We start from the raw sequence: 18487 nt of genomic DNA, 5'->3' as shown, positions 1-18487 counted from the left end.
GGCGGCTCCCGATCACCGCGCTCCGCGTTGAGCATCCGAACCCCGCTCGGAGCCCTCCCATGGCGCGTTGCGCAGCACCGTCCTCCAGGACTTCGGTCTACGCCGCCCTGGTCGGCAACCTGCTGGTCGCCGTCACCAAGGCCATCGCCGCCGTTGTCACCAACAGCGCTTCCATGGGCAGCGAGGCGGTGCATTCCCTGGTCGACACCGGCAACGAGCTGCTGTTGCTCTACGGCATGAGCCGCTCGCGACGGGCGCCGGACCGGGAGCACCCGCTGGGCTACGGCCGCGAGCTCTACTTCTGGAGCTTCATCGTCGCCCTGCTGGTTTTCGCCGTGGGCGCCGGGGTCTCGATCTACCAGGGCGTCGAGCACATCCGCGCGCCGGAACCGATCCGCAACCCGCTGGTCAACTATGTCGTCCTCACCCTCGCCTTCCTGTTCGAAGGCGGCTCCTGGTGGGTGGCGTTCCGCCAGTTCCGGGCCAGCAAGGGCGGGATGGGCCTCCTCGAAGCCATCCACCGCAGCAAGGACCCGCCGTCGTTCATGGTCCTCCTGGAGGATAGCGCCGCCCTGCTCGGCATCGCCGTGGCCGCGCTCGGAACCTTCCTGTCGGTGACCCTGAACCAGCCGGCGCTGGACGGCGCCGCCTCCATCGTCATCGGCCTGATCCTGGCGGCGACGGCCGCCGTCCTGGCGCGGGAAAGCAAGAGCCTGCTGATCGGCGAGCAGGCGTCGCCGCACCTCGCGCGATCGGTGATCGAGATGGCCCGCGCCGAAGCGGGCGTACAGGAGGCCAATGGCCTGCTCACCGTGCAGCTGGCACCGGATCAGGTGGTGGTCGCCCTCAGCATCGCGTTCGGGCCGGACTGCACGGCCGCCGAGATCGAAGCCCAGGTCGTCGCCCTGGAGGACAAGGCCAGGGCGGCCTTCCCCGAGATCGTGATGCTGTTCATCAAGCCCCAGAGCCGGGATCGCTACGATCAGCTCAAGGCCGCACGCCAGACCCCGGCCGACGACTAGCCATCAGCCCGTCATCACATCGAAGGCCACCGTCAGCCGCTCGCCCTTGCCGCCGAACAGCCGCGTGCCGTGCCAGGTGTAGGACGGAAACAAGGCCAGCCGCCCCGGCTTCGGCTCGATCAGGCGATAGGGCTCCAAGTCCAGCTTCAGCTCCTTCGGCGGCTCGCCGATGGCCAGCCAGCCCTCGGTCGACCCGGGCGTCAGCTCCGGCAGGCCCACATAAAAGGCGGAACTCAGCCAGCCCTCGGGGTGGATATGGTTCACATGCAGCCCGCCCGACGGCAGCCGCACCGACCAGCCGGACAGCCGGATGTGGTCGCGCGGGACCTCCAGCAGCGGATGCCCCGCCTCGATCGGCGGCAGGCCGGCGGCGTAGGATTCGACCGCCCGCTTCAGCGCCGCGCCCAGCAGGCGGATCTCGGGCTCATGCCGCAGGAATAGCTGGCCATCGGTCTGGCTGCCCCCCCTCACCGTCTGGCCCAGGGGCGCGGCGCGGGCGGTGTGCAAAGCGCGCAGCACCGGAGCCGCCGCCTCGGCGAGCGCCACGCCGTCCTCGACCTCGACGGTCTGTACGAACTCCGGCGCCTCCAGCCAGTTCGAGCGTGGATCGCCGAGCATCCGCCAGGCGGTGGCGAGATAGGCCCAGAGCCGGCGTCGTCCATCCCGAGCGACAGCCGTGGCGGCGCGCTGCGCGGCCTCCTCGATCCGGCCAGTGCGCAGCAGATTGCGAACCCGCGCGTCGACGATGGACGGCAGGGTCTGGCTGGCGTCGAGCCGCTCCAGCATTTCGGTCGCCTGAGCGTGATCGCCCGTCTCGTCGAGGGCGACGGCGATGAAGGCCTGCAGCGCCGGAAAATCCCCGAGGCGGCCGCGCGCGGCCTCGGCCTCCGTCAGCACCCTCGCATAGTCCTCGTGCTGGGCGAGCATCTGCAGGTAGGCGTGCCACAGCCCGGAGTGGTTCGGCCGCACCTCCAGCGCCTCGGTGAACATGGCTCGCGCCGCCTCGGGGCGGCCATCGGTGATCGCCAGCTTGGCCGCGGTTTGCAGCGGCGTGACCCAGCCGGGACGAAGACGCGCCAGATCCAGCAGGGCGGCGATCGCCGCCGCCGTCTCGCCGGCTTCGTGCCGCGCCAGGGCCAGGCCCATGGCGGTGTCGACATCGCCGGGGTCCATGGCCGCGGCGCGGTGGAACAGCGCCAGACCCGATCCGCTGCGGTCGGTCTCCAGCTCGGCCAGCGCCCGCACCGCCCGCACATCGTCTGGCGCCAGGGCGACGGCGCGCTCCAGCGCCTCGGCCGCCCCATCGGCGTCGCCCGCCGCATGGCGGTTGCCGCCCATCATCAGCCAGATTTCCGCGTTCTGCGGCGCCAGGCGCGTCGCCGTCAGGACCGCCTCATGCGCCTCGCCGAGCGCGCCGACGGCGGTCAGACCCGCCGAAAGCCTCGTCCAGGCCTCCAGGTGATCCGGCCGCGCGGCGACGACCTGTCGATAGCGAGCGATGGCGGCGTCGCGCTCGCCCGCCATCTCCAGCAGGCGAGCGTAATCGTTGAGGATGTCGGGATGATCCGGCGCCGCCTTCAACGCCGCCTCGAAAGCGCGCCGCGCCGCCTCGCTGGCGCCTCTGTCGCGTTCGGCGACGGCCAGCAGATAGAGCGCCGGCCAAGCCCCGGGCGCGAGAAGAACCACCTGCCGCGCCGCCGTCGCCGCGGCGGTGGGATCGCCGGCCATCAGCGCCGCCTTGGCCCGTTCGAACAGACTCGCCGCGTCCAGACTCACGAACTCGATGTCCCCCGTAACGTCGTTTTATGACGTATGACGGCGCACCTGACCCTGCTCCGCAAGACCCTCTTCGATTTGTCCCCTTGCTCCCAAAAGAAAACCGGCCAGGGACGGGGTCCCTGGCCGGCGCCGATCGTTCCGAAGAAACGATGAAGCTTAGTACTTCACCTTCAGTTCGAGGCCGAAGGTGCGCGGCGGGTTGAAGTTGCCGTAGTCGCCGATGGTGCCGCGGTTGGCGGCCGAGATGCGGTAGACGTAGTCGGAGTCGAGCAGGTTGCGGCTCCACAGCGAGATGGTGCCGACGGCGCCGCCGCCGTTCATGTTGATGTCCGTCAGCTGGATGCTGCCGTTGAAGATCAGGCTGTCGTCGCCCTTCACGGCCACGTTCTGGATCAGCTTGCCGGTCGGTGAGACGTCGGCGAACTCGGTCTGGAACGAGTACTGGGCGTCGGCGTAGTTGGCGTCGAGGTGGGCGCGGAAGGTGAAGTCGCCGACCGGCTGCTCATAGTCGACATAGGCCGTGGCGGCGTTCGGCGGCGTGTAGACCACATTGACCGGGAACGGCGTGCCCTGCGGAACGTCGGCGTTGCCCGCGAAGGGGAACGGCGCGGCCGGCACCTTCACGTCGGTGTAGGCGTAGGAGGCGCCCAGGGTCCAGTTCTCGCTGGCCTTCCAGGTCAGGTCGGCTTCGAAGCCGCGGATGGTCGACTTGCCCGGCGCGTTCCGCGTTTCTTCGGTGTGCGCGCCCTGGGTCGGGCTGCCGGGCGTGGTGTCGACGTTGTCGAAGTCGATCTGCGTGTCGGTGCGGTCCATGGCGTAGGCGGCCAGGTTCAGGCGGACGCTGTTGGCCAGGTCCATCTTCGCGCCGACTTCATAGGCCTTCACCTCTTCCGGGTTGAACGGGGTGAAGGTCTGAGAGCGGGCGTTGGCGCCGCCGGCGCGGAAGCCGGTCGAGTACTTGGCGTACAGGTTGATGCCCGGCGCGGCGTCCCAGGCCAGGTTGACCATCGGGTCGAAGCGGTCGTTGTCGTAGGTGAACGGGAAGTTCGTGGCCTTGCCGTTGACGATGTAGAGCACGCCGTCGCGCTTATCCTTGGTCAGACGACCGCCCACCGTCAGGTGGAACTGGTCGGCGCCCGCCGGGGTGTAGGTGCCCTGGCCATAGACGGCCCAGCTGGTGGCCTCGGCGCGCGAGGCGCGCGTCAGGAAGCGCGTGCCGTATTCCCAGCCAGCGGTGGCGGCCGACGCCTTCGACGTGCCGCGCGAGTCGCGGATGATCCAGCCGGTGCCGTCGGCGTTGAACTGGTTGCTGAACGGCGTGGCGGCCGATTCCTTGGCGTTCTCGTTGAAGTAGTAGAGGCCGACCACGTAATCGAGCACGTCGCCGTAGCTGCCGACCGCCTGGAATTCCTGGCTGACCTGGCGCTGATACAGGTCCGACAGCGAATAGCGGCCGAAGTTGGCGTTCGGAGCGAAGACGTTACGCGAGCCGATGCCCGAGTTGTCCCACTGGTTGGTCTGCACGGCGCGGACGCCGGTGATCGAGCGCAGTTCCAGATTGTCGTTGACGTTGTACTTCAGGGTCGCCGCGACGCCGCCGGTCTTGTCGACGCTGGGCTGCTGGATGGTGCCGACGTCCGAGGTGTCCTGACGGCTCGAATGCACCTTGAGGAACGACGGCAGGGCGTTGATCGTGCCCGCCGGGGCCGAGGCCGCCGCCTGCATTTCCGCGAGGGTGCGGACGCGCTTGCCGTAGGGGTTGAAGTTCAGCAGCTGGCTGTAGAACGGGGTGTTCTCGTCCTTGGCGTAGTCGGCCGAGATTTCGGCGCTGAAGTTGTCCACCGGCTTGTAGAGGGCGGTCACGCGGCCGCCGACGCGGTGATACTGGTTCCAGCCCGCCTGGCCCGACATCGGGTTCTTGGTGGTCGGATCCTGGTGCTGGATCAGGCCGTCGACCTTCACCGACAGGCCGGCGAACTCCTGGAAGTCCTGGTGCAGCTCGGCGCTGTAGCTGCCGTAGTTGCCGACGCCGGCCGACATGCGGCCGCCGAACTCGCCCGTGGGCTGCTTGGTGACGATCGAGAGCGCGCCGCCTTCGGTGTTACGGCCGAACAGGGTGCCCTGCGGGCCGCGCAGCACTTCGATGCGCTCAACGTCGAACAGGGCGGCGTTCAAGCCCTGCTGACGGCCCAGGTAGATGCCGTCGATATAGACGCCGACACCCTGGTCGCGGGCGGTCTGGTTGGCGTCGAACGGCACGATGCCGCGGATGCCGATGGTCAGGGCCGACTGGCGGGCTTCGAAGGTCGCCACGCGCAGCGAGGGCACGGCGCCGTCGGCGAAGCTCAGCAGGCTGTCGACGTGGCGGGCTTCCAATGATTCGTCGCTGACCACCGAAATGGCGATCGGGGTCTTCTGCAGCGAGGTCTCGCGCTTGGTCGCGGTGACGACCACTTCTTCCAGGCCGACCGATTGCGGCGCTGCGGCGGCGTCCTGCGCGAAAGCCGGCGCGGCGAAAGCGGCCATCATGGCCGCGCTGGCCAACATGGCCAGACGAAGGTTGGATTGAGTCATTTGCCGTTATCCCCTGGCAACATTCAGAAATGTTGGCGCAGCGGTTACGCCGGGGGCTTGCGGGTTTTGTTATGGGTTTGCGACGGTTCCATGACGGACGCCGAGCATCCGGCGTCTGCGGCCGAAATGACACAGCACGGTGGAGCTTGTTGCTTCCGTGGGCGTTGAACACCCGTCCCCCACCCCAGCTTCCCTCGGCACAAGGCCGAGGAAGGCGAAATTTTTTCCCTGCGCCGTACGGGCCGTAGTGCGCCCTACAACGCAAATCGGCCGGAGACAGAGGTCCCCGGCCGACAGCCGTCTCTAAACAGCCCGCGCCTTAATAGCGCAGGTTGAACTCCAGGCCGAAAGTGCGCGGCTCGTTGAAGTTCGCGTAGTCGCCGATCGCGTTGGAGCCCGAGCGACCCTCGGTCGACAGGCGGTAGATGTAGGACTTGTCGAGCAGGTTCCGCGACCAGAGCGAGACGCCCAGGCGCTGGCCTTCGCCCACCTGCCAGTCGGCCAGCGAAACGCGGGCGTTCACCAGGAAGGCGTCGTCGGTCTTTTCGGGCGATTGCTCGAAGCTTTGCGTGCCGCTGGAGAAGTTGGCGTCCACGTGGAAGCGCAGGTCGGCGAAGCTCAGCGGATAGGTGTAGTCCAGCGCGGCGCTGGCCGCGTGCGGCGGGGTGTAGATGATGTAGACCGGCTGGATCGTACCGCACGCCGGGCAGTTGGCCGAGGCGGGGAACGGGTTGCGAGCGTTCGGCACCATGGCGTCGATGTAGGCGTAGGAGAAGCTCGCCCGCAGGTTTTCGGTGATGCGGCCGTTGAGGTCGAACTCGACGCCCTTGATCTTGCTCGTGCCCGGCGCGTTGACAGTTTCGACGGTGTTGCGGGTATTGCCCGTCGTGGGGTCCGGCGCGACCAGGGTGAACTCGATCTGGGTGTTGGTGCGATCCATCGAGAAGGCGGCCAGGTTCAGGTTGAACCGGTCGAACAGGCGGGCCTTCAGGCCGACTTCGAAGCTTTTCACCTCTTCCGACTGGAAGGGGGTGAAGGTCAGCGAGCGCGAGTTGGCGCCGCCGGCGCGGTAGCCGGTCGCGTAGGTGCCGTAGATGTTGATGTCCGGCGTCGCGTCGAAGGCCAGGGTGGCCACCGGGTCGAAGCGGTTCTCTTCCAGGGTGAACTGGAAGTTCCGGGGCGTGTTGCTCACCTTGTAGAGCGTGCCCTGCTTGTTGTCGGAGGTGTAGCGGCCCCCCAGGGTGACCTTCATGCGGTCGTCGAGGATGGGCGGGGTGTAGACCGTGTGGACGAACACGCCCTTGCTTTCCGACTCGGCGACGCTGCCGCGGTCGATGGCGCGGAAGCCGCGGGTGATGCCGGCCACCTTGGGGTCACGCACCACATAGTCGCCGTTGGCGCCGACGTAGGTCAGGCTGCTCGGCGTGGCGGCTTCTTCCCAGGCCTTTTCGAAGAAGTAGTAGAGGCCGACCACGTAGTCGAAGCGACCTTCGAGGGCCGAGCCGACGAACTGGAACTCCTGGCTGCGCTGGAACTGCTCGAGGTCCGAAAGGCTGTAGCGCGAGAAGTTGCGGGCGGAATTGCCTTCCGGCGCATTCGGCTGGAACACCGGCGGGCGGTTCGGGCCGCCGGCGTTGTCGTACTGCTGCACGGCCACTTCGCGGAAGGCGGTGATCGAGCGCAGCTCCAGGTCGTCGGTCAGGTCGTAGTTGACCCGCAGCATGTGGCCCGAAATCTCGTCGACGCTCGGCTGCTGCGGCACGCCGATGTCGGCGCGGTCCTGACGGTCGGGGTGCACGGTGACGTTCGGCGGCAGCGGCGAGATCGTGCCGCTCGGGCGCGGGAAGGCGCTGGAGACCGGCAGGCCGAGCGGGTTGTAGTTCACCAGTTGGCTGATGAACGGCGTCGATTCGCTGTGGCCGACGTCATAGGCGTAGATCGCCTCCAGGCGGTCGGTGGGGTTCCACAGGGCCGAGACGCGCAGGCCGCGGCGATTGAGGTAGTTCCAGCCTTCCTGGCCCGACATCGGGTTTTCGGTGGTGGCGTCGTGGCGCTGAGTCGTCGCGTCGACCTTGATGGCCACGCCGGCGATCTCCGGCAGGTCGAGGTGGGCTTCGGCGTTGTAGCCGTTGAAGTTGCTCACCCCGGCGGTGGCGCGCAGACCATATTCGCCGGTCGGCTTGCGGGTGACCATGCTCACCGCGCCGCCTTCGGTGTTGCGGCCGAACAGGGTGCCTTGCGGGCCGCGCAGCACTTCCACGCGCTCCAGGTCCAGCATGCTGGCGTTCAGGCCCTGCTGACGACCGAGGTACACGCCGTCGAGATAGATGCCGACGCCCTGTTCCCGCGCGGGCTGGTTGGCGTCGTTCGGCACGATGCCGCGGATGCCGACGGTCAGCGCCGTCTGGCGCGACTCGAAGGTCGACATGCGCAGGGTCGGGATGCTGCCGGCGATGTCGAGCAGCGACAGCACCTGGCTGGCCTTCATGGTTTCGGCGTTCACCACCGCGATGGCGATCGGCGTCTTCTGCAGATCGGTTTCGCGCTTGGTCGCGGTGACGATCACTTCTTCCAGCGCGCCGGCCTCTTGCGCGTAGGCCGGAGCGGCGACGGCGGCCATCGCGGCGGCGCCGGCCAGCATGGCCAGACGAAGGTTGGTTTTGTTCGACATTTTGCCCAGATCCCCTTGGCGGTCTTTCTGGGCGCAGCGGTTAAGGCTGGGGCTTGCAGCTTTTTCTCAAACTTTGTGATGTTTCCTAGACAATCAGGGTCGAGACAAATATCGCGACCAAAACAACACACTTATTACTAAGTATATCTACGATGTAACAAAACATTGCCGGGACAACCTCGCCGAGGCGATCACACCAAACCCCTGACGAATACAGGCCCGCCCCGTAACGTCCGCCGCCTTTATGCGCGCCTTATGCCCCCTCCCCCGCTTTCCGTATCGAACCCTGATGCGCTTCTGAGCGAGCCTCCGCACGTCGGCGAAGAGCCGGCCGGAGACTTCAAATGTTCGATTTCGTCTATCTGGCGCTGGGCCTCGCGGCCTTCGCGCTTTTCGGCGTCTACGCCGCCGCCCTCCGGCGTCTGTGAGGGCGGCGATGGTTGAAATGCTGATCTGGGGCGCAGGCGCCCTCGTCATCGGCGGCTACATGCTGGTCGCCCTGGTCAAGCCGGAGCGCTTCTGATGAACGCGCAGGGCTGGCTCGAAATCCTCTTCACCCTGGCGGTCATCGTGGCCGTCGGCTGGCCGCTTGGCCTCTATCTCGCCCGCGTCTGGACCGGGCGGCGCACCTGGCTCGATCCGGTGCTGCGTCCCGTCGAACGCGCCATCCTCGGCGCCGGCGGCGTCAAGGAAAACAGCAGCCAGACCTGGCTCGCCTATACGATGAGCTTCCTCGCCTTCTCGGCGGCCAGCTTCCTCGTCCTTTTTCTGATCCTGCGCTTCCAGAACCTGCTGCCGCTCAATCCGCAGGGGTTCGACGGGATGTCGCCGCACCTGGCGTTCAACACCGCCGTCAGCTTCGTCGCCAACACCAACTGGCAGTCCTACGCGCCCGAGCAGACGGTCTCGACCTTCTCGCAGATGGCGGGCCTGACCACCCACAACTTCCTCTCCGGCGCCGCCGGCATGGCCCTGGCCTGCGCCCTCGCCCGCGCCTTCGTCGCCGACCGCGCCGAGGGTCTGGGCGACTTCTGGCGGGACCTCACCCGCATCGTCCTCTGGTTCCTGCTGCCGATCTCGCTGGTCGTCGCCCTGGCCTATGTCGGCCTCGGCCTGCCGCAGAGCCTCGCGGCCCATGTCGACGCCCACGGCCTTGAAGGCGGCCGGCAGACCCTCGCCCTGTTCCCCGTCGCCAGCCAGGAGGCCATCAAGCAGCTCGGCACCAACGGCGGCGGCGTGTTCAACGCCAACGCCGCCCATCCGTTCGAAAACCCCAACGCCTGGACCAACCTCATCGAGATCGTCTCGATGAACGCCCTCAGCCTCGCCTGCGTCGTCGCCTTCGGCCGCGTGGTCATGGCCGCCAAGGAAGCCCGCGCCATCGTCGCCGTGATGGTCATCCTGCTGGCCGCCGGCGCCAGCGCCATCTACGCCGCCGAAACCCAGCCGGCTCCCGCGCTCGTCGCCGCCGGCGTCACCGCTGACGTGAACATGGAAGGCAAGGAGACCCGCTTCGGCGCCGCCTCCACCGCCATGTTCGCCGCCGCCACCACCGGCGCCTCCGACGGCGCCGTCAACGGCATGCACGACAGCTTCATGCCGCTTGGCGGCGGGGTCGCTCTGTTCTTGATGCAGCTCGGCGAGATCCTGCCGGGCGGCGTCGGCTCGGGCCTCTACGGCATGATCGTCATGGCCTTGATCGCCGTCTTCGTGGCGGGGCTGATGGTCGGGCGCACGCCGGAGTATCTCGGCAAGAAGGTCGAAGCCCGCGAGGTGAAGTACGCCATGCTGGCGGTGCTGATCCTGCCCCTGGCCATCCTCGGGTTCACCGCCGTCGCCGCCGTCCTGCCCGTGGCGCTCAAGAGCCTCGCCAATCCGGGCGCCCACGGCCTCACCGAGCTGCTCTACGCCTACACCTCGGCGGCGGCGAACAACGGCTCGGCCTTCGCCGGCATCTCGGCCAACACGCCCTGGTTCAACACCACCCTGGGCATCGGCATGCTGCTGGGCCGCTTCGCCTACGCCATCCCGGTGATGGCCATCGCCGGCGCCCTGGCCGCCAAGCCCAAGCTGGCCGCCACCACCGGGACCTTCCCCACCGACGGCGGACTGTTCGTCGGCCTCCTGATCGGGGTGATCCTGATCATGGGCGGCCTGCAGTTCTTCCCCGCCCTCGCCCTCGGCCCGATCGTGGAGCACTTCCAAGCGCTCCAGGCCGTGGCTGGACACTGACTTTGTCCGGACATCTCAGAATGACCACGACTTCCCCTACCCTCGCCGGCGGCTTCTCCGGCGCCATGATCGGCCGCGCCGCCGGCCAGGCCTTCGCCAAGCTCGATCCGCGCAAGCTGACCGGCAATCCGGTGATCTTCGCCACCTGGATCGTCGCCTTGCTGGCCTCGATCTCGGCCGGCCTCGCCATCGCCGGCGGCCAGCACTGGGGCTTCGCCCTGCAGATGGCCCTCTGGCTCTGGGCCACCGTCCTGTTCGCCAATCTCGCCGAAAGCGTCGCCGAGGGCCGCGGCAAGGCCGCCGCTGACGCCCTGCGCGCCGCCCGCGTCACCACCAAGGCCAAGCTGATCGTCGATCCCAAGACCGGTCGCGGCGACGAGGTGATCGTGCCCACCCCGGCTCACAAGCTGGGCGTCGGCGAGATCGTGCTGGTCGAGGCCGGCGACGTGATCCCCGCGGACGGCGAGATCGTCGAGGGCATCGCCTCGGTCAACGAGGCGGCCGTCACCGGCGAAAGCGCGCCGGTGATCCGTGAAAGCGGCGGCGACCGCTCGGCGGTGACCGGCGGCACCACCGTCGTCTCCGACTGGATCAAGGTGCGGGTCACCGCCGAGGCCGGCTCGTCCTTCCTTGACCGCATGATCGCCATGGTCGAGGGCGCGGACCGCCGCAAGACGCCCAACGAGATCGCCCTCGCCGTGCTGCTGGCGGGCCTGACCCTGGTGTTCCTGATCGCCGTCGTCACCCTGCTCGGCCTCGGCGCCTATTCGGGCGTGAAGCTCTCCCCTCTGGTGCTCGGCGCCCTGTTCATCTGCTTGATCCCGACCACCATCGGCGGCTTGCTGTCCGCCGTCGGCATCGCCGGCATGGATCGTCTGCTGAAGGTCAATGTCCTGGCCACCTCGGGCCGCGCCGTCGAGGCGGCCGGCGATGTCGACACCCTGCTGCTCGACAAGACCGGCACCATCACCTTCGGCAACCGCATGGCCACCGAACTGATCGCCGTCCCCGGCGTCCGCGCCGAAGCCATGCTGCGCGCCACCCTGCTGGCCTCGCTCGGCGACGAGACCCCGGAAGGCCGCTCCATCGTCGAGCTGGCGCGCAACCAGGGCCTCACTCTGGAAGCCCCGGCCGGCGCCGTGGTCATCCCGTTCAGCGCCACGACCCGCCAGTCGGGCCTCGACGCCGACGGCCAGCGCTGGCGCAAGGGCGCCGTCGACGCCACCCTGCGCGATCTCGGCCTCGAGCCTCATGACGTTCCCGCCGAGTTCACCGCCGCCGTGGAACGCATCGCCCGCTCGGGCGGCACGCCCCTGGCCGTCACCGAGGACGGCGTCCTGTTCGGCGTCATCCACCTGAAGGACGTGGTGAAGCCCAATGTGAAGACGCGCTTCGCGGACCTTCGCCGCATGGGTCTGCGCACCGTCATGATCACCGGCGACAACCCGGTCACCGCCGCCGCCATCGCCTCCGAGGCCGGCGTCGACGACTTCCTCGCGGAGGCCACCCCGGAGGACAAGCTGCGCCTGATCAGGGCCGAACAGGCCAAGGGCCGCCTCGTGGCCATGTGCGGCGACGGCGCCAACGACGCCCCGGCCCTGGCTCAGTCCGATGTCGGCGTCGCCATGCAGACCGGCGCCCAGGCCGCCCGCGAGGCCGGCAACATGGTCGACCTCGACAGCGACCCGACCAAGGTCATCGAGATCGTTGAGGTGGGCAAACAGCTGCTGATCACCCGCGGCGCCCTGACCACCTTCTCCATCGCCAACGACATGGCCAAGTACTTCGCCATCATCCCGGCCATCTTCGTGGTCGCCCTGCCCGCCCTGGCCGGGGTCAACATCATGCACCTGGCCAGCCCCGAGAGCGCCATCCTCTCGGCGGTGATCTTCAACGCCCTGATCATCGTCGCCCTGATCCCGCTGGCCCTGCGCGGGGTGAAGTACCGCCCCATCGGCGCCGCCCGCCTGTTGCAAAGAAACCTGCTGATCTACGGCCTCGGCGGCGTGGTCGCCCCCTTCATCGGCATCAAGGCCATCGACGTCGTCATCTCGGCGCTCGGCCTGGCCTAAGGACCTGAACATGCTCTCGCAAATCCGCCCCGCCCTGGTGCTCACCCTCGGCTTCACCCTGTTGCTCGGCGTCGCCTATCCGCTGGCGGTCACCGGCCTCGGCCGCCTCGTCTTTCCCGCCCAGGCGGACGGCAGGCTGATCCGCGACGCCTCCGGCCAGGTGATCGGCTCGGCCCTGATCGCCCAGCCCTTCACCGGCGCCGGCTATCTGCATCCCCGCCCCTCGGCGGCCGGCGCGGACGGCTATGACGCCTCCGGCTCCTCCGGCTCCAACCTCGGCCCCCTGAACCCCGTCCTGATCGAACGGGTGAAGACCAGCGCCGACGCCCTGCGCGGCGTCGGCCCGATCCCGGCCGACGCGGTGACCACCTCCGGATCCGGCCTCGACCCCGACATCTCCCCCGCCAACGCCCACCGCCAGGCCGCCCGCATCGCCGCCGCCCGTGGTCGCACCCTGGCCGAAGTGGAGACGATCATCGGCCAAGAAACCCAAGCCCCGGCGCTCGGCTTCCTCGGTCAACCCCGGGTCAATGTGCTGAAGACCAACCTGGCCCTCGACGCCGCCTTCGGGAGGTCTACAGCTAAACCCTGATGGACGAACCCCGTCGCCCGGACCCTGATGCGCTCCTAGCCGCCACCCGCGCCCAGCGGGGGCGGCTCAAGGTGTTTCTCGGCATGTCGCCGGGCGTCGGCAAGACCTACGAGATGCTCAAGGCCGCCCGCCGCGAGGCGGCCAAGGACGGCGACCTCGTCGTCGGCGTCGTCGAGACCCACGGTCGCAAGGAGACCCAGAGCCTGCTGCGCGGCCTGGAGGTCTTGCCGCGCGCGCCCATCGCCTATCGCGGCGCGACCCTGCTGGAGTTCGACCTCGACGCGGCCCTGGCCCGCCGCCCCGCCCTGCTGCTGGTCGACGAGTACGCCCACTCCAACGCCCCCGGCTCGCGCCATCCCAAGCGCTGGCAGGACGTCGAGGAACTGCTGGCGGCGGGCATCGACGTCTGGACCACGCTCAACGTCCAACACCTCGAAAGCCTGGTCGACGTGGTCACAAAGATCACCGGCGTGCGCCAACGCGAGACGGTGCCCGACCTCGCGCTTTCCAAGGCCGACGAGATCGAGCTGATCGATATCACCCCCGCCGAACTGCGCCAACGGATGAGCGAGGGGAAAATCTACCTCGGCGACACGGCGCGCACCGCCGCCGAGCGCTTCTTCAAGGAAGAGAACCTCACCGCTCTGCGTGAACTAGCCCTTCGCCGCGCCGCCCAGACCGTGGACGACCAACTGCTCGGGGCCATGAAGCGGGCCGGCGTCGAAGGGCCCTGGGCGGCGGGCGAGCGCATCCTCGTGCTCGTCGGCCCCGACGCGACCGCGGGGGCTCTAGTGCGCGCCGGCCGCCGCCTGTCGGACATGATGATGGACGCGCCGTGGACCGTGGCCCACGTCGAGCGCCCCAACGCGCCCGCCCCCTCGGCCGTTGGCGCCCAGCGGCTGCGCGAGGCGCTGAAACTGGCCGACCAGCTCGGCGGCTCCACCGTCACCCTCACCGGCGACGACCTCGTGGGCTCGGTGCTCGACTACGCCCGGCGCAACAACGTCACCCAGATCGTGCTCGGCAAGACACGCCGCCGACGCCTCTGGGGCCGCAGCCTGATCCGCGCCCTGCTCGACGAGGCCAACGGCGCGGCGCTGCACATCATCACCGAGGAGACAGCGGGCCAACCCGAACCGGCCCAGCGCCCGCCGTCCCGCCGTCGCCCCTGGCTCGGCCACCTCGCGGCGTTCGGCATCGTCACCGTCGCGGCCGGCGTCGCCTGGCTGGTCGACCAGTCGGTGGAGAGCGCCAATCTCGCCATGGTCTTCCTGCTCAGCGTGCTGGTCAGCGGCCTCGCCTTCGGCCTGTGGCCGGCGATCAGCGCCGCCGCCGCGGCGGCGGCGGCCTACAATTTCCTGTTCCTCGAACCGCGCCTGACCCTATCCATCGGCCACGCCGCCGACGTCTTCACCTTCGCGGTGTTCTTCGCCGTGGCCATGACCACCGGCTGGCTCACCGGCCGGGTGCGCGACCACAGCCGCGCCGCCTCCCGCCGCGCCTCGGCCATCGCCGCCGTCCTCGCCGCCACCCGCCGTCTCTCGGCCGCCGCCACCACCCGCGACGCCGCCGTCGCCCTGGCCGAGCAAATGGCCGCCGCCACCGGCGGCCGGGCCGTGGTGCTCGCGCCCGCCGGGGATGACCTCGCCGTCACCGCCGCCTCGCCTCCGTCCCCGACCATCACCCCCGGCGACATGGCCGCCGCCCGCTGGGCCTGGGAGAAGGGCGAGCCCGCCGGGGCCGGGACCGGCACCCTGCCCAACGCCGCCTGGACCTTCCGTCCCCTGCAGGGGGTGCGCGCCCGCGCCGGCGTGGCGGGCGTCGAGCCCGAGGCCGTCGCCACCGAGGATGCCGAGCGCTTCGTCGCCGCCCTGCTCGACCAGGGCGCCGTCGCCCTCGAACGGGCCGAGTTCGCCGCCGAGGCCGTCGACGCCGAGGCCCTGCGCCGCACCGACCGCCTGCGCTCGGCCCTGCTCAACTCGGTCAGCCACGACCTGCGCACGCCGCTCTCCACCGTGCTCGGCTCGGTCACCACCTTGATCGACTACGGCAAGTCCCTGACCGCGCGCGTGCGCGACGACCTGCTGGTCTCGATCCGAGAGGAGGCCGAGCGGCTGAACCGCTACGTCGGCGACCTGCTCGACATGACCCGCCTGGAAGGCGGCGCCCTGACCACCCGCCGGGAGTGGACCGACGTGCGCGACGTCCTGCGCGCCGCCGTCGAGCGCGTCCGTCGGCGGCTTGACGGCCGCAAGGTCGACTGGGATTTCCCCGATCGCCTGTCGGCGGTGATGGCCGACGCCTCGCTGCTGGAGCAGGCCCTGGTGAACATCCTCGAGAACGCCATCGCCTACAGCCCGGCCGAAACCGTCATCGAGGTCGCCGCCTACGAGGATCGCGGCAATGTGGTGATCAGCATCGAGGACAAGGGCCGCGGCATTCCCACCGCCGAGCTGGAGCGCGTGTTCGAGAAGTTCCGCCGCATGGATGAGGCGAGCGATCGCGGCAAGGGCGCGGGCCTGGGCCTGGCCATCTCCAAAGGTTTCGTCGAGGCGATGGGCGGCCGCATCGCCGCCGCCAGCCCGATCCACGAGGGTAAAGGCACCCGCATCCTGATCAGTCTGCCCAAGGAACGCGCCACCCCGGTGGACTTCCTATGAGTGACTTTCGGCCCCGCATCCTCGTAGTCGACGACGAACCGCAGATTCACCGCTTTCTCGGACCGGCCCTCGACGCGGCCGGCTACGAGCCCGTCCGCGCCGACACCGCCGCCGACGGCCTGCGCGAAATCGCCCGCAAGGCGCCCGACGCCGTCATCCTCGACCTCGGCCTGCCCGACATGGACGGCAAGGACGCCCTGACCAAGGCCCGCGCCTTTTATCACGGCCCGGTTCTCATCCTCTCGGCCCGCGACCGCGAGACCGAGAAGATCGACGCCCTCGACGCCGGCGCCGACGACTATGTCGAAAAGCCCTTCGGGGTCGGCGAACTGCTGGCCCGCCTGCGTGTCGCCCTGCGCCACCGCATCGAGGCGACCGGCGTCAGCGGCGTGATCGCCGTCGGCGGCCTCACCGTCGATCTGGTGAAGCGCCTGGTCACCCGCGACGGCGCGCCGATCCGCCTGTCGCCCCGCGAATACGACCTCTTCGCCCAGCTCGTGCAGGGCGCGGGCCGGGTGGTCACCCATCGCCAGCTGCTGACCGCCGTATGGGGCCCCGCCCACGTCGAGGACGTCCAGTACCTGCGCGTCTTTGTCGGCCAGCTGCGCCAGAAGATCGAGCTCGACCCCGCCTTGCCCACCCTCATCGTCACCGAGCCTGGCGTCGGCTACCGCTGGGCGCCGGACTGACGGCCGCCTGAAGACGAGCATGGATGCGCGGGAAGCAAGCCCGCCCCGTTTTTCCCATCCAGCGCGCCGTTGACAGCGGCGAGGCGCGCCCCGACTTTCGCGCCATGATGACTGGGCGCCTCGGCTGGCTGGCCGCGCGGATCGCGATGGCGCTGTGCGCCCTCACCCTCGGCGGCGGAGGCGTCGCCAAGGCGGCCGTCTGCGCCTTTCCGTCCGCACCCCGCATCCTCGTCGGCGAAGGCGCGAACGGGGCCAAGGGCGCACGGCTGGTGCAGGTGTGGGATGTCCCCGACGCGGCGGTCTACTGGTCGTCCGCCGATCCTATCGCCCCCGCCTATAAGGACTTCGCCGCGGCGGTCCCCAAGCGGGCGCCGGTCACCGATCCGATCACCCTGCTGCGGGACGCCTGGATCTCGGGCGAGCCCAGCCTCAGGCAGAGCAACGCCATGCTCGCCAATCGGTCCCTGGAGTGGATCCGGCCCGCCGGCTGCCTTGAAAAGCTGCTGCTCGCCAACCAGCATGCACGGGTCGACCTGTTCGAACGCCCGACGGAATTCGCCGCCCTGGTGCTGCATTCCCCCAACGGCCGCCGGCTGCGAATCTACTACATGACGGTCAACGAAGACGGGGTCGGCAATATGTCGCCGCTCACCGGCCCCGCCCTGCGGGACGTTCGGGCCGGCTGGCGCGCGGACATCGCCCTCCACAATCACAGCTTCCACCCCGTTCAGCCGGGCCTGAACGGGGTGCTGGCGCCCAGCGCGCCCGATGCTCAGTTTGTGGCCAACCTCGCCGGCAGCGCGCGCCTCAAGGAGGCCTGGATCACCAACGGCCTGCACACCAGTCGCATCCCCTCGGCGGCCTTCGGCCTGTTCGTGATCCTGCCGAAGCCGCAGTCGGCGCCGCCGACGACGGGAACGCAATAGGACAGGAGCCACCCTCAACTTCGTCGCATCACAGCCGAAAAGGCGTGCCATTCTGCGGCCGGGCAACCCAGGAGACGACCATGAAGATCGTGACCAGCCTGAGCTTTCAGGGCCAATGCCGTGAGGCGTTCGAGTTCTATGCCGAGGTGTTGGGCGGCAAAATCACCTCCGCCATGTCCTATGGCGACGCGCCGCCGGACATGCCGATCAGCGACCCGAAGTACAAGGATTGGCTGATGCACTGCTGGCTGGAAGTCGGCGACCAGGCGATCATGGGCGGCGACATGGACACCGCTTGGGCGCCCAACATCGAAAAGCCCAAGAACGGCTTCGACGTCACCCTGCACACCGCCGACATCGACGAGGCCAAGCGCTGGTACGAACAGCTGTCCGAGGGCGGCAAGCAGACCATGCCTTTCGCCGCCACCTTCTGGACGCCGGGCTTCGGCGCCCTGATCGACAAGTTCGGCATCCCCTGGATGATCAACGTCACGACGGCGACGGAGTGACGGCAAGCTGGGGCTTTCCAGCGTCCGGCGGCGGACAAACCCGGTCACCTCAACGATACCTGGTGTCGCGGCTGTGCCTCCTTGCGGAGCCATGGGCCGAAGCCCCATCTGGGCGCTGGCGATCGACGTTTCGCAGGGAGGGTAGCCGCATGTCCACAATCGAAACCGACCGCGATCTCGCGCCCGCGGACGCCCTGCATCGCCGCGACGGCCTGCCCGCCGCCTTCCGCTTTCTGGAGACGGGGTGTCCGCGTTCGGCATGGCCGAGCATGGCGCTGCATCCCATGGCGCAGCATTGGCTCGATATCCATGGTTGGTTTCGGGATCGCATCGAGGACCTGGAAACGCTTGGCGTCGCGTGGCGTGAGGGGCGGATCGACGCCGGCGGCTATCTCCTCGCGGCGACGCCCCGGCTGCGTCAACTACTGAACAACCTGCATCATCACCACACCCTGGAGACCGAGCAGGCGTTTCCGATGCTGACCGCCGTCGAGCCGCGCATGGCGCAAGGCTTCGCCCTGCTCGACCGCGATCATGACGCCATCGAGCATCTCCTCGCGGCCATGGCCGAGGCGTCGAACACCCTTGTCCAGACCGGCGCCGAGCCGGGCTCGTCCGAGGCCAACCTGAAACCCCTGGCCGCCGCCCTGGCCGATCGGATCGGACGCGGCGCCGCCCTGATCAACAACCACCTCCGCGACGAGGAGGAGATCGTCGTCCCGGTGCTCACCCTTCGCGGCGCGCACCTGACGTTCTGACCT

General features: G+C 69.0%; 13 protein-coding genes. 10 read left to right on the top strand and 3 right to left on the bottom strand.

All coding sequences use genetic code 11. The annotated features are described in order from the left end of the window. The first annotated feature begins 59 nt into the window (after positions 1–59). Positions 60–1022: a cation diffusion facilitator family transporter gene (locus tag ACFLIT_RS06195; RefSeq protein ID WP_479910329.1), complete on the top strand. Its 963-nt coding sequence runs from the start codon at positions 60–62 to the stop codon at positions 1020–1022. A 3-nt stretch (positions 1023–1025) separates the two neighbouring features. On the opposite strand, the gene ACFLIT_RS06190 is transcribed toward ACFLIT_RS06195, so the two are convergent. The 3 genes from ACFLIT_RS06190 to ACFLIT_RS06180 form a co-directional block, all read right to left on the bottom strand. Then, positions 1026–2798 carry a tetratricopeptide repeat protein gene (locus ACFLIT_RS06190; RefSeq protein WP_479910328.1) on the bottom strand — a complete coding sequence of 591 codons (1773 nt, stop codon included), beginning with the start codon at positions 2796–2798 and terminating at the stop codon, positions 1026–1028. 159 nt (positions 2799–2957) lie between these two features. Beyond that, entirely contained in the window at positions 2958–5375 is a 2418-nt protein-coding gene (locus tag ACFLIT_RS06185; protein ID WP_479910327.1) for a TonB-dependent receptor, read from the bottom strand. 319 nt (positions 5376–5694) lie between these two features. Continuing rightward, a complete protein-coding gene (locus ACFLIT_RS06180; protein ID WP_479910326.1) occupies positions 5695–8046 on the bottom strand; it encodes a TonB-dependent receptor in 2352 nt (783 codons plus the stop codon). Positions 8047–8470: 424 nt separating this feature from the next. Between ACFLIT_RS06180 and ACFLIT_RS06175 the strand changes: the two genes are divergently transcribed. The 9 genes from ACFLIT_RS06175 (at position 8471) to ACFLIT_RS06135 (ending at position 18484) form a co-directional block, all read left to right on the top strand. Next, positions 8471–8569 carry a potassium-transporting ATPase subunit F gene (locus tag ACFLIT_RS06175; protein ID WP_479910325.1) on the top strand — a complete coding sequence of 33 codons (99 nt, stop codon included), beginning with the start codon at positions 8471–8473 and terminating at the stop codon, positions 8567–8569. Next, on the top strand, positions 8569–10278 hold the full coding sequence (kdpA, locus tag ACFLIT_RS06170; RefSeq protein WP_479910324.1) for a potassium-transporting ATPase subunit KdpA: 1710 nt from the start codon (positions 8569–8571) through the stop codon (positions 10276–10278). The genes ACFLIT_RS06175 and kdpA overlap by 1 nt, the downstream gene beginning before the upstream one ends. 20 nt (positions 10279–10298) lie before the next feature. Continuing rightward, positions 10299–12350, top strand: coding sequence for a potassium-transporting ATPase subunit KdpB (gene kdpB / locus ACFLIT_RS06165; RefSeq protein WP_479910323.1), 2052 nt, complete (start codon positions 10299–10301; stop codon positions 12348–12350). Between the two features lie 10 nt (positions 12351–12360). Beyond that, the gene (kdpC, locus tag ACFLIT_RS06160) at positions 12361–12942 is read left to right on the top strand and encodes a potassium-transporting ATPase subunit KdpC (protein WP_479910322.1); all 582 of its coding nucleotides are present in this window, start codon (positions 12361–12363) and stop codon (positions 12940–12942) included. Then, complete coding sequence (locus tag ACFLIT_RS06155; RefSeq protein WP_479910321.1) at positions 12942–15602, top strand: DUF4118 domain-containing protein; 2661 nt, start codon at positions 12942–12944, stop codon at positions 15600–15602. The genes kdpC and ACFLIT_RS06155 overlap by 1 nt, the downstream gene beginning before the upstream one ends. Further along, a complete protein-coding gene (locus ACFLIT_RS06150; protein WP_479910320.1) occupies positions 15599–16291 on the top strand; it encodes a response regulator in 693 nt (230 codons plus the stop codon). The genes ACFLIT_RS06155 and ACFLIT_RS06150 overlap by 4 nt, the downstream gene beginning before the upstream one ends. A gap of 104 nt (positions 16292–16395) precedes the next feature. Then, positions 16396–17217, top strand: coding sequence for a hypothetical protein (locus ACFLIT_RS06145; RefSeq protein WP_479910319.1), 822 nt, complete (start codon positions 16396–16398; stop codon positions 17215–17217). A gap of 80 nt (positions 17218–17297) precedes the next feature. After that, positions 17298–17726, top strand: a complete 429-nt coding sequence (locus tag ACFLIT_RS06140; RefSeq protein WP_479910318.1) for a VOC family protein — start codon at positions 17298–17300, stop codon at positions 17724–17726. A gap of 149 nt (positions 17727–17875) precedes the next feature. Continuing rightward, positions 17876–18484, top strand: coding sequence for a hemerythrin domain-containing protein (locus ACFLIT_RS06135; protein WP_479910317.1), 609 nt, complete (start codon positions 17876–17878; stop codon positions 18482–18484). Positions 18485–18487: the final 3 nt, after the last annotated feature.

The sequence above is a fragment of the Caulobacter sp. HJHS_5 genome (genome assembly GCF_056683955.1).
Note: the sequence above shows the minus strand (reverse complement) of the source record. Positions and strands in the feature narration are given on the sequence as shown.